Annotated in this window: 14 protein-coding genes and 1 pseudogene; 9 read left to right on the top strand and 6 right to left on the bottom strand. The window is 36.7% G+C overall.

What is annotated here, in order from left to right:
- Nucleotides 1-774 precede the first annotated feature (774 nt).
- The 4 genes from BLR76_RS09255 to BLR76_RS09240 all read right to left on the bottom strand — a co-directional run bounded on the left by BLR76_RS09255 (nucleotide 775) and on the right by BLR76_RS09240 (nucleotide 4,297).
- The gene (locus BLR76_RS09255; RefSeq protein WP_245683076.1) at nucleotides 775-2,439 is read right to left on the bottom strand and encodes a heavy metal translocating P-type ATPase; all 1,665 of its coding nucleotides are present in this window, start codon (nucleotides 2,437-2,439) and stop codon (nucleotides 775-777) included.
- A 325-nt stretch (nucleotides 2,440-2,764) separates the two neighbouring features.
- On the bottom strand, nucleotides 2,765-3,280 hold the full coding sequence (locus BLR76_RS12265; RefSeq protein ID WP_245683075.1) for a cation transporter: 516 nt from the start codon (nucleotides 3,278-3,280) through the stop codon (nucleotides 2,765-2,767).
- Nucleotides 3,281-3,306: 26 nt separating this feature from the next.
- Nucleotides 3,307-3,918, bottom strand: a complete 612-nt coding sequence (locus BLR76_RS09245; RefSeq protein ID WP_091268376.1) for a CadD family cadmium resistance transporter — start codon at nucleotides 3,916-3,918, stop codon at nucleotides 3,307-3,309.
- Nucleotides 3,919-3,934: 16 nt separating this feature from the next.
- A complete protein-coding gene (locus tag BLR76_RS09240) occupies nucleotides 3,935-4,297 on the bottom strand; it encodes an ArsR/SmtB family transcription factor (RefSeq protein WP_091268374.1) in 363 nt (120 codons plus the stop codon).
- Nucleotides 4,298-4,538: 241 nt separating this feature from the next.
- On the opposite strand from BLR76_RS09240, the gene merR reads away from it, so the two are divergent.
- Together merR and merA are read left to right on the top strand one after the other, a co-directional pair.
- Nucleotides 4,539-4,940, top strand: a complete 402-nt coding sequence (gene merR / locus BLR76_RS09235; RefSeq protein ID WP_091268372.1) for a mercury resistance transcriptional regulator MerR — start codon at nucleotides 4,539-4,541, stop codon at nucleotides 4,938-4,940.
- A gap of 12 nt (nucleotides 4,941-4,952) precedes the next feature.
- On the top strand, nucleotides 4,953-6,593 hold the full coding sequence (merA, locus tag BLR76_RS09230) for a mercury(II) reductase (protein ID WP_091268370.1): 1,641 nt from the start codon (nucleotides 4,953-4,955) through the stop codon (nucleotides 6,591-6,593).
- A gap of 207 nt (nucleotides 6,594-6,800) precedes the next feature.
- On the opposite strand, the gene BLR76_RS09225 is transcribed toward merA, so the two are convergent.
- Nucleotides 6,801-7,379 carry a rhodanese-like domain-containing protein gene (locus tag BLR76_RS09225; protein ID WP_091268368.1) on the bottom strand — a complete coding sequence of 193 codons (579 nt, stop codon included), beginning with the start codon at nucleotides 7,377-7,379 and terminating at the stop codon, nucleotides 6,801-6,803.
- A gap of 354 nt (nucleotides 7,380-7,733) precedes the next feature.
- On the opposite strand from BLR76_RS09225, the gene arsA reads away from it, so the two are divergent.
- The 3 genes from arsA to arsD are packed head-to-tail and all read left to right on the top strand — an operon-like array spanning nucleotide 7,734 to nucleotide 10,140.
- The gene (arsA, locus tag BLR76_RS09220; protein ID WP_091268366.1) at nucleotides 7,734-9,473 is read left to right on the top strand and encodes an arsenical pump-driving ATPase; all 1,740 of its coding nucleotides are present in this window, start codon (nucleotides 7,734-7,736) and stop codon (nucleotides 9,471-9,473) included.
- A gap of 18 nt (nucleotides 9,474-9,491) precedes the next feature.
- Nucleotides 9,492-9,833, top strand: coding sequence for an ArsR/SmtB family transcription factor (locus tag BLR76_RS09215; RefSeq protein ID WP_091268364.1), 342 nt, complete (start codon nucleotides 9,492-9,494; stop codon nucleotides 9,831-9,833).
- Nucleotides 9,811-10,140 carry an arsenite efflux transporter metallochaperone ArsD gene (gene arsD, locus BLR76_RS09210; RefSeq protein WP_091268362.1) on the top strand — a complete coding sequence of 110 codons (330 nt, stop codon included), beginning with the start codon at nucleotides 9,811-9,813 and terminating at the stop codon, nucleotides 10,138-10,140. The genes BLR76_RS09215 and arsD overlap by 23 nt, the downstream gene beginning before the upstream one ends.
- Nucleotides 10,141-10,310: 170 nt before the next feature.
- Here arsD and BLR76_RS09205 read toward each other — a convergent pair.
- Nucleotides 10,311-11,042 (bottom strand): annotated as a pseudogene (locus tag BLR76_RS09205) (MIP/aquaporin family protein).
- A 226-nt stretch (nucleotides 11,043-11,268) separates the two neighbouring features.
- Here BLR76_RS09205 and BLR76_RS09200 point away from each other — a divergent pair.
- The 4 genes from BLR76_RS09200 to BLR76_RS09190 all read left to right on the top strand — a co-directional run bounded on the left by BLR76_RS09200 (nucleotide 11,269) and on the right by BLR76_RS09190 (nucleotide 13,524).
- A complete protein-coding gene (locus tag BLR76_RS09200) occupies nucleotides 11,269-12,240 on the top strand; it encodes an ABC transporter ATP-binding protein (protein ID WP_091268360.1) in 972 nt (323 codons plus the stop codon).
- Complete coding sequence (locus tag BLR76_RS12055) at nucleotides 12,224-12,703, top strand: ABC transporter permease (RefSeq protein ID WP_218121430.1); 480 nt, start codon at nucleotides 12,224-12,226, stop codon at nucleotides 12,701-12,703. The genes BLR76_RS09200 and BLR76_RS12055 overlap by 17 nt, the downstream gene beginning before the upstream one ends.
- Nucleotides 12,688-13,032 carry an ABC transporter permease gene (locus BLR76_RS12050; protein WP_218121429.1) on the top strand — a complete coding sequence of 115 codons (345 nt, stop codon included), beginning with the start codon at nucleotides 12,688-12,690 and terminating at the stop codon, nucleotides 13,030-13,032. Before BLR76_RS12055 ends, BLR76_RS12050 begins: the two co-directional genes overlap by 16 nt.
- A 78-nt stretch (nucleotides 13,033-13,110) precedes the next feature.
- Nucleotides 13,111-13,524 carry a MerR family transcriptional regulator gene (locus tag BLR76_RS09190; RefSeq protein ID WP_091268358.1) on the top strand — a complete coding sequence of 138 codons (414 nt, stop codon included), beginning with the start codon at nucleotides 13,111-13,113 and terminating at the stop codon, nucleotides 13,522-13,524.
- Nucleotides 13,525-13,902: the final 378 nt, after the last annotated feature.

Raw genomic sequence — 13,902 nt, 5'->3', positions numbered from 1 at the left:
CCACAACTGAATAACCCTAAAAATTTCTGGAAAAAGTCATCCCTTGCGCCAGCAATTGACTTTTTTTGAAATTTTAACGAAAACTACTTGTGATGAAAGTAACAATGTATGAAAATCATTTATTCTAAGTTTTATGCAACACTAGTGATGTAGCATAAAATATACTTCAAATAGAGTAGAAATTCTAAAGTGTGGTTAAGGCTTTTTCTTCACAAAACATAGGCGTATGCGTGAAAATTTAGTCTAAACCATTACCAAAACCATTACTATAGCACTATAAACGTTGATGTGAAGGGGCTTGGTTGAGCCCCCCCTCAACTCCATTTTAGATACAAAGCTCCACTAGGGAATTTCTTATTCCTGATGTGGGGCTTTTTTGTTTTATCGAGAACTCGTAAATGATACGAACCATTACCAATTCCATTACTACTTAGAAAAGGGTAATGGTTTTTATTTTCAAATGGCTAACTTAAACTTGAAATTTAAGTTTCTTTTAGAACTTGTAAAAGAAGTACTCTAGAAGTAATAAATATGAAACTTTACTGTTATTAGTAAGTGATTTAGAGACGATTTAACGGACAATGACCTTGCTTTCGATTTGAAATGCTCTCTGAATATTTGATAACATCAATCTTGATTTTAAAGAAGGTTCAAAAAAGGATTAATTGGTTAATCATTATCAAACAAAAAAGGACGAGAGCAATGCAAATTGCGTTCTCGTCCTTTAATATTCACTATTTTTATTTAATTCTTAACACCTGACAGTATTAACATTTATTTTCTCAAAACACGTATGGCGTTCAATACAGCAATAACCGTTACACCAACATCTGCAAAGACTGCTTCCCACATCGAAGCCACACCAAAAGCACCTAAAATCAAGAATACCCCTTTGATGGCCAGAGCCAGAATGATGTTCTGCCAGACAATTTGGCGAGTATCTTTGGCGACTTGCATAGCCGTTCCAATCTTAGAAGGTTTGTCGTCCATGATAACGATATCCGCCACTTCAATGGCTGCGTCTGATCCTAAGCCACCCATCGCAATCCCGATATCTGAACGGGCCAGTACGGGCGTATCGTTGATACCGTCACCTACATAAGCGACTTTTTCTTTTTTGTTTTTGTACGCCATAATTCCTTCCATTTTCTTCACTTTGTCTTGCGGAAGAAGTTCCGAGTAGATTTCATCAATCCCTAATTTATTCCCAACAGCTTCGGCCACCGCTTTTGAATCACCAGTAAGCATGATAATGTGTTCGACGCCTTTTTCTTTCATTAAGGCAATGCCTTCTGCAGCGTCATCTTTAATCGTATCGGCAATTAAAAGGTAACCAGCATAGGCTCCATCAATGGCTAGATAAATAATCGTTCCGACTTCCTCTACTGCTTTAAAAGGAATACTATATTTGGCCATTAATTTTGCGTTTCCTGCTAATGTTTCTTTTCCATCAACAATCGCTTGGACTCCATGTCCTGAAATATCATTGTATTCATCAATTCGGCGTTCATCAATTTCTTTCCCATAACGCTCTTTGATGGAATCCGCAATAGGGTGCGAAGAATGGGTTTCAGCATAAGCTGCTAGTTCTAAGAGTTCTTCATCACTAAAGCCTTCTGAAGCTTCTATATCGGTAATTTCAAATTTTCCTTTGGTCAAGGTACCTGTTTTATCCATGATGACATATTTGACATCGTTTAAACCTTCTAAAAAGTTGGCACCTTTCACTAAAATACCTTTACGTGAAGAAGCACCAATGCCACCGAAGAAACCGACAGGAATAGAAACAACTAAGGCACAAGGACAAGAAATAACTAAGAAAATGGCTGCCCGATAAACGCCATCGTTAAAAGTCATTTCAGGAATAATTAATGGTAAAAGAACAGCTAATAAGACCGCTAAAATGACCACGATCGGAGTGTAGTAACGAGCAAATTTCGTAATGAATTGTTCGGTTGGTGCTTTACGACTGCTCGCATTCTCAACGAACTCAAGAATTTTCGTCACGGTTGATTCTAAGAATGGCTTTTCAACCACTATTTCTAGCAAGCCGTTTTTATTAATAAAACCACTTAAAACATCGTCACCTTCTTCAACACTTCGAGGCATTGACTCACCCGTTAAAGCAGAGGTATCCATAGCAGAAGAGCCGACGATCACCTTTCCATCTAAGGGGACTTTTTCTCCTGGACGCACTAAAATCGTATCGCCAACTTTGATTGACTCTGGGGAAACCTGCCGAGTACTGCCATCTGCTAATTTCACATTGGCATAATCAGGACGAATATGCATCAAATCTGCGATGGAGCGACGTGATTTGTTTACAGCCACATCTTGGAAAAGCTCTCCTACTTGGTAGAAAAGCATGACGGTTACTGCTTCAGGATATTCTTGCACATAGAAGGCAGCAAGTGTAGCGATCGTCAGTGAACTACCCACCACTTAAATCCTCCGGATTTTGAAGTGGGGGCTTCCTACGAACTCCATTCTTGTCTGCACAGGTTTCATGCAGACAGAGGAATCGGATATGGGTAGGCTCAAAAGGCAGTCCCTGCCTCATAGGTTTTCTTTTACTTGGCTAACGCCAAGGAATACTCAGTAGGCTTGGTTGTCGCCTATATAGACTTGGTTATCGTCTATATATAAAGTATACCAAATGAGAATGACATTAACCACTTCAAGCTATCGCTTGACCGAAATTCATCTCCCACTTTCACTGGTGCTTCGCACCCATACGCTTAGAAGTGGGAGACTTCTTTCGGAATTACGTTAAAAAGTTTTCATCAAAGACTTGTCCATTAAATAAATTCCGAATCGCTCGCCAGATAACATCATAGCCGGCAACAAGGTAAGCGACCACAAACAAACCAAAGGAAAGGGAAGGGGCGACTGATGCAAAATTTGCAATCAGAAGTACTGTAAGTGCAAGGATTAAGCGACCTATGGTTAATTGAATGCCCCAATTATCTGGTTTGTTGTGACTCTGCTTTCGAACTGTTTTTTCGGGTTGGAGAACTTTATCTTTTCCTACTTCTTGACCTGTTGCCTTTATAAGAGGGGTGATATTAGGTTCTAATTTTTTGATTTTAGTTTTAACCGAAGAAAGTGTTTTTACATCATCTTCTGCGACAAGATCGAAACTCAATGTCTGGGTCATATAATTCACATTACTATTCATGACTCCATCTATTTCAGCCACGCCATTCTCAATCTTGGCAGCACAATTGGCGCAATCTATTCCTTCTAAGAGCCACTTATGTGATGTGTTAACTTCATTCATCATTTTCTTCCTTTCAACAACGAGCCTTATAAACCGAATAGTGTTTGAATGGTCCCGTTTTCTAGCATAATAAAGATTCCTAATCCAATAAATACAATAGGTACAATAATTCGTTCGTACTTCTCTAACGTTTCAGCAACAAAAGAGATTTTTGCTAATCGGTAACTGATATAGCAGAGTACCGCGATGGAGATAGCAAATACAACTAAAACAAGGATAATTTCAGAAACAGATAGAGCGGTAAAGTAAGGAATATAAATTCCTAAATTATCCCCACCGGAAGCAATCGTAATTAAAGCAACAGCCCAAAACAAACGGTTAGACCCTCTGGACCCTAACTTCTCCACGACTTCATCTTCCTCTGCTTCTTCTTCGCTTCCCATAGCGACTCGGATGCCCAGATAAATGGGAATGAGTCCGAGCAGTCCAATGATCCAGTCTTGGGGAATAGAATTCAGCACATAAGCAGCAAATAGACTAACGGCTACTAAAATACCTGTCCCAAGATATTGACCTAAATAAATCTGACGAAGATCTCTTTTTGTCTGACTTTGAGAAAAAATAATCAGTAAGATAAATAAATAATCGATACTGGTTGAAATATACACAGCGATCGCTGAAAAAATAATTTGTAACAAAATATTCTCCTCCAAACTAAGACGTCAAAGATAAGCTGTTTGGCATGTCTAAAACTATACGAATAGTCGAAAGGATTTCTTCATTCGTTAACGAGTAGTAGACTTCTTTTCCGTCTTTACGTGATTTCGCCACGCCTTGCTTTTTTAAATAGCGCAAATGGTGTGACGTCGTGGCAATACTAGCGTCTAAGATCTCCGCTAAATCACAGACACACATTTCTTTGAAAGTTTCTAAAGCATAGAAAATTTTAATCCTTGAAGGGTCGCTAAAACATTTCCCCAACACAAGTAAATTCGATAAATTTTTATTTTCTAATTTATTTTTTACTACATCTACTTTTTCAGGATGTATGATCGTCGTTTGGCAGACTTCAGTCATTTCATTCACCTCTCATTCAAACATTCATTTGATTATGGTGTAGATATTATACATCCTCCATGAGGAGATAGTCAAACGTTCGTTTGATTATTAACTATTTGATTTTCTTGCAAAAATAGAATCTATTGAATTTATATAATGACTTTTAACAGAAAATTAAAAGAGTAAGTTTTCTTAAAAATATTAATATACCTTGACTATGTATCATAGTACGTGGTTTATAATAGTATAGAGGTGAAAAATAATGTATCTTATTAGTGAGTTTGCCATAAAAAGCGGCGTTAACAAAGAAACAATACGATATTATGAAAACCAAAAATTATTAGAAGAACCAACTCGTACAGATTCTGGTTATCGATTGTATTCAGATGAGGATATTAAACAAGTAAAATTTATTAAACAAATACAAAATCTCGGTTTTTCTCTAAGAGAAATTTATAAATTGCTCGGTGTGGTCGATCAAGATAGTGTTCGTTGCCAAAACATGTTTGATTTTGTCTCTCAAAAGCAAGCAGAAGTCCAAAAACAAATAGAAGATTTAAAACGGATTGAAAAAATGTTAGGCGACTTAAAAGAATGTTGTCCAAATGAGAAAGAAATGTATGCATGTCCGATTATTGAAATGTTAATTAATGATGAATAGAGGAGTTTCCGTATGAAGAAATATAAGGTAAGTATTCAGGGTATGACTTGTATAGGTTGTGAAGAGCATGTGACAACGGCACTTAAAAACATTGGTGCAAAAGATATAAAAACGAGTTATCATCAAGGAAAAACAGAATTTGATTTAGCTAACACTGTCGAAATTAAAAATATTAAAAAAGCGATTGAACAAACAAATTATCAGATAGAAAAAATTGAAGAAATATCTTCTCAACCCGTGTTGGCACTTAAAAATGGAAAAGATTATGATTTTCTGATTATTGGTTCTGGAAGTGCAGCATTTTCAGCGGCCATTAAAGCGACTGAATATGGTGCGAGAGTAGGAATGGTTGAGCGCGATACAATCGGTGGAACTTGTGTGAATATTGGTTGCGTTCCTTCTAAAACGCTAATTCGGGCAGGTTCTATTAATCAGTTAGTTAAAGAAAATCCATTCAATGGATTAAAAACAACAGCTGGAGAAGTTGATTTAAAAGCATTAGTAAAACAAAAAGATGAATTAGTCGATAAACTACGTCAGCAAAAATATATTGATTTAATTGACGAGTATGGTTTTGATTTAATTGAAGGTGAAGCAAAATTTATTGCGGATAATGCCATAGAAGTAAATGGAGAAAAATTAACTGCAAAACGCTTTTTAATTGCAACAGGTGCAACTTCATTCATTCCTGAAATTCCTGGAATTGAACATGTCGATTATTTAACGAGTACAACTTTATTAGAGCTAGAAGAAGTTCCAGAAAGATTGACTGTTATTGGTTCTGGTTATATTGGGCTAGAGCTCGGTCAATTATTCCACAATTTAGGTGCCGAAGTGACATTAGTACAGAGAAGTAAACAATTACTAAAAGATTATGATCCAGAAGTTTCGGCAGCAGTCGAAAAAGCCTTGCATGAACAAGGCATACAGGTTATTACGGGTATAAATTATGACCATATCGTACAAGACGGTGATATTAAAAAACTAACACTCACTAAAAACGGTATTCAAAAAATGATTGAGTCTGACCAAGTATTAGTTGCGACCGGTCGAAGTCCGAATACAGACGCCTTAAATTTAAGTGCCGCTAGTGTTGATGTCGGGGAAAACTATGAAATTTTAATGAATGAATATGGGCAGACAAGCAATGATCGGATTTATACGGCAGGAGATGTTACCTTAGGCCCTCAATTTGTATATGTAGCAGCATATGAAGGCAAGATTGCAGCAGATAATGCAATTGGTGGTTTAAATAAACAGATCGATCTATCCGCTGTTCCTGGAGTAATATTTACAAATCCTGGAGTAGGTACAGTTGGGTTAACAGAGGAACAAGCAAAAGATATAGGTATAGATGTTAAAACATCAATCCTAGATTTAGATAATGTGCCAAGGGCATTAGCTAATCATGATACAACTGGTTTAATCAAACTTGTTGTCAATACTCAAAATCAACAAATAGTAGGCGTTCATATCGTCGCTGAAAATGCAGGTGAAGTCATTTATGCAGGAACATTAGCTGTTAAATTTGGGCTAACAATCGAGGATTTAACAGACACAATGGCTCCCTATCTAACGATGGTGGAAGGATTGAAACTGGCAACGCTTGGTTATAATAATGATATTTCAAAATTATCGTGTTGTGCAGGGTAAAAATTGGGCAATTGGAAAAATTGATGTTCTACATGGTTCTACATGCACGTTTAAGCACTTTTAAACGGACAATGACCTTGCTTTCGAATTGAAATGCGCTTTAAATACTTGTTACAGCAATCTTTATCGATAATAAGATAAGAAAATGGCTTTGCCGTTCCTGTAAGGATCTGCAAAGCCATTTTTTTGAAAACATCTTATAATTTATTATTTACCAATTTCTTGAATGGCTTTCATTCCGCCTTCAATTACTTTAGGATTTAATCCTTTTGATTCAAGGAAAGAAGCCGCTGCAGTACTTCGGTTACCAGATCCACAAAGCGTAAAAATTTGTTTGCTCGTATCCAGTGATTGATAATCATTAACTAAATCCTCAAATGGAATATTAACCAAATTTTTTTCAGGTGCTGGACGTGTAATTTCGTCTGGATGTCTGACGTCAAGCAATATAAAATCATCTGATTTATTCAGGAAATCTTCAGCAAGGATAGTTTCCGTTGTCTGTAAGTCTTCTTTGGGGACTTCATCTATCAAAAGATAACCATTTTTTTGATTAAAACCTAATTCATTAGCGGACTCAGAAAGTTCTTCTAAATGACCTTCTTCCTCAGATCCAACGATAAAAATAACGGGTTGGTTTAAATCAAGATAATAAGTGGCATACGTTTTGAAGTTCCCTGGGTTAAGATTGAGGGAATTTTTAAGATGTCCCGCTTGGTAGTCGTGTTGAGTTCGAACATCAATTAGTTGCTGATTAGTGATATCTTTGTAATTTATTTTTCTCATGTGTAATACTCCTCCTGATAGTTAGGTATTCATTTACTATTTACTTAAAGTTGAATAAAAGGGGTGGATAAATAGGTGTCTCTCTCAAAAACTATCCCTAATAACCCCTAGATAAAATGAACTAAATAAAAATGATAAGATGGCTTGACTAAATATAGATAGTTATCTATATTTAGTACATAGACAACCTTCTATGTAAGTGAAGTATATGAAATTTAGTGAACTATTGCAAGTTTTTTTGTCACATGACTCGCTTTTTTACACTGTACATAGACAATCATCTATATAGGTCATTGATTGTTGAAAAAAATCAATCATTCCCCCAAATAGTTTAACAAAGGAGTGGAAAATAGAATGGAAATTTTTAATCCAAAAAAACATATTAATACTAAGTATTTATTCTATACAGGTAAAGGTGGCGTTGGGAAAACAACTGCCGCTAGTGCAACAGCCATTCAATTAGCGAATGATGGTTTCAAAGTTGTATTAGTGAGTACAGATCCTGCCAGTAATTTACAAGATGTTTTTGAACGAGAGTTAGATGATAACGGAACAGAAATTGAAGAAATTCCTGGCTTAACCGTCGCTAACTTTGATCCAGTCAGTGCTGCAGAAGAATATAAAGAATCCATTGTGGGTCCTTATCGCGGAATTCTGCCAGACGCTGCGGTACAAAATATGGAAGAACAATTAAGTGGTTCATGTACGACAGAAATTGCTTCTTTTGATCAGTTCGCAAAATTCTTAACAAGCCCTGATATATCTGACCAATACGACTATATCATTTTTGATACAGCACCTACCGGCCATACATTAAGACTCTTACAATTACCTTCTGCTTGGACAAACTTCTTTGATGAAAATACAACTGGCACAAGCTGTATGGGTCAATTATCTGGTTTAGATGAAGAGAGAGAAAGTTATAGCCTGGCAGTAGAAACGCTTGCTAATGCTGAAATGACAACTTTACTCCTCGTGACTCGTCCACAAGAAGGACCATTAGTCGAAGCCAATCGTGCGTCCGAAGAATTACGAGCATTAGGGGTTGAAAACCAAAAACTGATTGTGAATGGTCTTTTAGTACATCCGACAGATACGATTTCTCAAACATACTATGACATTCAACAAGAGGCTTTAAGTGAAATGCCTGAAAATCTTAAAAACTTACCTACTTTTGAAATTCCATTAAGACCTTACAATCTTGCAAGTATCGAAAGTATCGGTTTATTACTTAGTGAAGAACAACCTGAAATCAAGCATGAAGAAGTGCAGGCTCAGGAGTTCCCACGCTTACAAACTGTTATTGATGATTTATACAACACAAACAAACGAGTTGTCTTTACAATGGGTAAAGGTGGCGTAGGGAAAACAACCATTGCAGCCAGCATTGCGAAAGGTCTTGTAGAAAAAGGTAAAAAAGTGCATTTAACAACGACCGATCCTGCAGCTCACTTAAATTATATTGTGCATGAATCAGATACTCTTGGAGTTAGTCATATTGATGAGAAAAAAGAGTTAGAGCTTTACCAAAATGAAGTTTTAGCTAAAGCGAGTGAATTGATGTCAGAAGAGGACTTAGCTTATGTAGAAGAAGATCTAAACTCACCTTGTACAGAAGAAATTGCGGTATTCAGAAAGTTTGCTGAGATTGTTTCGATGACGGAAGCAGATGTGGTGGTTATTGATACTGCGCCTACTGGACACACACTTTTACTTTTAGAATCTTCTCAAAGTTACGCAAAGGAAGTTGAACGGACTTCTGGAGAAATACCAGAGTCTATTACCCGACTCCTGCCTATTTTACAAGATCACAACCAAACAGAAGTGGTCATGGTGACATTACCTGAAAATACACCTGTCTATGAATCCATTCGTCTGCAAGAAGATTTAAATCGTGCAGGTATTGCACATACTTGGTGGGTGGTTAATAACAGTTTATTATCAACAGGGACTACAAATGAAACATTGTTAGCTCGTGCAAAATCGGAAGAAGAATGGATCCAACGTGTCGATGGATTATCAAATGGACATTTTGCGGTCATCGACTGGAGTCCTTTTGAGTTAAAAGAGGATGTTCTTGCTACAATTGTATAATCTCAAAGGAGAATATAAATGAATTATGAATTATTTGCTGAAAAAATGAAAGCTTTATCTGATCCAAACCGAGTAAAGATACTCGATTTACTATCCTGCGATACTTTATGTGCCTGTGATTTGCTTGAACACTTTGATTTTACTCAACCAACTCTCTCCCATCATATAAAACTATTAAGAGATGCGAATTTAATTGTTACAGAAAAAATAGGAACTTGGCATCATTATTCGGTGAATCGAGAATTATCTACCGAGATAACAGGAATCCTTCAAAGTGTTTTCTCAAGTTCTGAAAGATGTATTTGTCATACAACAATAAATGAAAAGGAAGATCAATATGAAAAAGTTAGCCATTTATGAACCTGCCCTATGCTGTAGTACTGGAGTATGTGGTCCTTCAGTAGACGAGGATTTACTACGTATTACGGGTGTGATGAAACAAGTGAAAGAAGAAGACGATGTGATGATGATCCGTTACAATCTTGCTTCCAATCCTAATTCGTTTGTACGAAATCAAAACGTCATAGACACCATGCAAAATGAAGGACAAGACTCTCTGCCAATTACTGTGTTAGATGGAGAAATTTTTAAAACCGGTGCTTATCCAACGAATGAAGAAATCAGTGAATATTTAAATATTCAACTGGTTGGAGAGACGATTCAGTAAAAGGGGAAGTAACTGAGACAAATTTTTTCTAGTAATGTGTGTATTCCAAATGTTAGATGGGAATAAAAACGATTAAAGTTATATTAAAATGCTAGGTCAAAAAGAAAATTAACCACTTAAATTCTCGAATAAAAAAAGAATCAATAGCAGAAGCTACTGATTCTTTTTTATTATGTAATTGCTTCACCTTTTTCTTGTTCCACTCCAGGAGCACATGCTTCAGTGTCCAAGACATACTTGGCAACAAAAGCAGCTAAAGAACCACCTAAAAGAGGGGCTATAAAATATAACCATAATTGCGATAAGGCTGTTCCACCCATAAGAAGAGCTGGTCCAAAACTACGAGCCGGATTTTAAGAAATTCCTGTAGTCGTTCCACCCATCAAAATGATAGCGACTAACGTCAAACCAATAACGAGACCAGCCATATGGGGGTCACCATTTTTTCCTGTTGCAGTCAAAATCACTAGAACAAAAAGGAAAGTTAGAATAAGCTCGATAATAAATTCACCAGATACAGTTAAACCTTCCGCTAAAACAGTCGCTCCTAGATTGGTTGCATCTTTTCCTGACTGGATAAGAATATATTGTAGGATTACTGAACCAGCCACTGCCCCAGCTAATTGCGCGACCACATAAACGATGAATCCCTTAAAGCTCATGCGACCGTTCAAAAACATAGCTAAACTGACCGCTGGATTCATATGAGCCCCCGAAATGGTTCCGATACTATAAGCCATTGCAATGACGATAAGACCAAATGCTAGAGCAATACTTAGCATACTGTCCCCAAAGACCACTGCTCCTGTCCCGATTAACACCAAAAATAATGTACCCATTACTTCTGCGATTGCTTTCTTCCAGATAATACAATCTCCTTTTTCTGCTACTCTATTATAAATTCTCACCTTACTAGAATAACATGAGTAAAGTGTGTTTTCTATATTCTATTTAGGTCGTCCTACCTTCATAACTTACACTAATTATAAAAAATTAGAATTTATCACTGAGTAAGAAGTTATATTTTAGGATCTGATTAAGAAGATATGAAAAAGTATTAACCCTTGACTCTGTACCTAACTCCAGACTGTATTATAAAGGGGGAGAAAAAAGAGAGGTGGAAGTAAAGTGACAAAGAACATTCTTCAGACAATTAATGTAACAAAAGATTTTTTAATTTCTAAAAACCGAAAAATTGAAGCTGTGAAAGGAATCGACTTAGAAGTGAAACAAGGAGAAATTTTTGGTTTTTTAGGTCCTAATGGAGCGGGAAAGAGTACGATGATTAGTATGTTGACAACCCAAAAGCAGCCAACTTCTGGAGAGATTTTGATTAACAATAGACCAATTTTAGAAAACCCGGCGTGGGCAAGACAAAAGATTGGTGTCGTCGCTCAGCATAATAATCTTGATAAAGGTCTAACCGCTCGAGAAAATCTTACCTACCATGCTAAATATTTTGGATTAGACGACTCTACCGCTAACCAACGCGCAGATGAGTATCTAGAAAAGTTTGGGCTGAAAGACCGACAGCATGATTTTGTTCGAAGTTATTCTGGTGGAATGGCCCAGCGGCTAAAAATTGCACGCGCAATGGTGCACCAACCGGAAATCTTGTTTCTAGACGAACCTACCACAGGATTGGATCCAGCTTATCGAGCTATTTTGTGGGAGCAAATACTAACATTAAATAAAGCAGGTACTACTATCTTTCTGACAACCCATTATATGGAAGAGCCAGAACAATTATGCGATCGAATTGCTATTGTAGATAAAGGAAAAATACAAGCCATTGGAACAACGGAAGAGTTGAAAGAATTAATTCCAGCAAATAATATTATATCCATAACGTTTTCTGATTTTTCTCCTGAATTTGCTCAACAAGCAGAACGATTACCAGAAGTCGAAAATGTCGTTGTAAAAGAAGAAGAATTGCTACTATATGTAAAAAGTGCACACCCTGACTTCAATCAAATCATGGACTGGATCAGAACATTAGACACCTCATTGGAAACAATTAGTTTAAGTAAAAGTACATTAGATGATGTCTTTATCCATTTAACAAGTAAAGGAGGTATAAAAGATGACAGAACAGCATAATACACAGACAAAAAATTCTTGGGGAGCATTCAAGGCAATGGTGAAGCGGGATTTGCTTGTCCAACTTCGGGATAAGTGGGAATTTGTTTTTCGTGTAGCGATGCTGCCCTTTATGCTTATCTTGTTGTATGGGTATATTCTGCCAAGAATTGGACTTGTATCTAATGAATTTCCAAATCAAATGTTTCCTGGAATCGTTGGAATGAGTATTTTAGTAACCGGAATCCACGGAACCGCTATTCCACTAACGATGGATTTTAATGTTTCAAGAGAAATAGAAGATCGGTTGATGGCTCCAGTGAATGTAGGTGTAGTTGCCTTAGCGAAAATGTGTGTAGGAATCATTGAGGCATGGATTGGTGGACTCATTGTCTTACCACTTTCCTTAATTTTCATGGGAAATTCTTTAGATTTAACACTTACTTTACAGGGGGGGGGCTGCTACTTGTGGTTATATTGTTAGCATCAATTTCTTCTGCGACGCTCGGTTTACTCGTTGGAACGATTATTAAACCGAGTCAAGTTGCTGCCATGTTTCCTGGATTTTTAATCCCATTAGTGTTTCTTGGATCTGTATTCTTTTCATGGAATACCTTGCATGTGACACCCATTATTCAAGTACTTGTCCTTTTAAATCCATTAGTCTACGTGAATGAGGCATTACGAGCAATTTTAACCCCACAACTTCCTCATATGTCATTGTTCATTAGTATTATCGGTATATTGATCAGTATATTGATTATGGGATATTGGGGAAGAAAAAGATTTATTAAAATGGCCGTAGGTAACTAAGATTATTTTTTACATGTTAAAATAATCTTGACTTTGTACCTAAGTACAGGGAGGATAATTAGAATAGAAGGTGAAAGCATGACAGGATTAAAAATAAGTGAAGTCGCTGAAAAGTCCAATGTCAATATCGAAACAGTAAGGTACTATGAGAAACGGCAACTCATTCCAGAACCACCTAGAACAAGAGCTGGCTACCGAATTTTTTCTTTAGAAGATGTAGATCGTATTAAGTTTATCAAACGTTCGCAGGAGTTAGGATTTACTCTCAATGAAATTAAACAACTCATTTCCATTTCCGATGACAAGACACAAGTTAATTCTGAAGAAGTACTTCAATACTCTGTCCAAAAAATTGATGAGATTGAAGCGCAGATAAAAGATTTAGAAAAAATTAAAAAAACTTTGCAAGATTTAACTGTCCAATGCTCAGGATCAAGAAGTTCTGATGGCAGATGTCCAATCATTACCAGTTTAACAGGAGGAGATAGATGAATAAAAGAAGGATAGAAATATTTAGGAACTGTCAAATTTTTTATGAAAACTAAAAATTAAAGGTGGTGAAGGCCCACTGACTATACCAATCGGAGCCGCATTTGCCCTTGACAAACACTTGAATGGTTTCAGTTAAGGTCACAAGGGTGACGGTAGACAAATCAAAGGCATGACAAATACACCCTTGAATTTAACCAGTTTAAACCATTCAAAAGTTCGGTTTGTCAAGGGTTCGCTTTGCCAAATGCTCATGTTCTTTTTCGTGCTGATGTAGACCACTTCGGGATCAGGTGCCAAATCAGGCGACACTTTGCACATACGTCTGTGCGAGCTCAATGATTTTCAGCCATTTCGCTGGCATATGTGGTTGCTTTTGGA

This window comes from Alkalibacterium thalassium, assembly GCF_900101165.1.
Lineage (GTDB): Bacteria > Bacillota > Bacilli > Lactobacillales > Carnobacteriaceae_A > Alkalibacterium > Alkalibacterium indicireducens.
The sequence above is the reverse complement of the archived record's forward strand: the minus strand, read 5'-3'. Positions and strand labels throughout refer to the sequence as shown.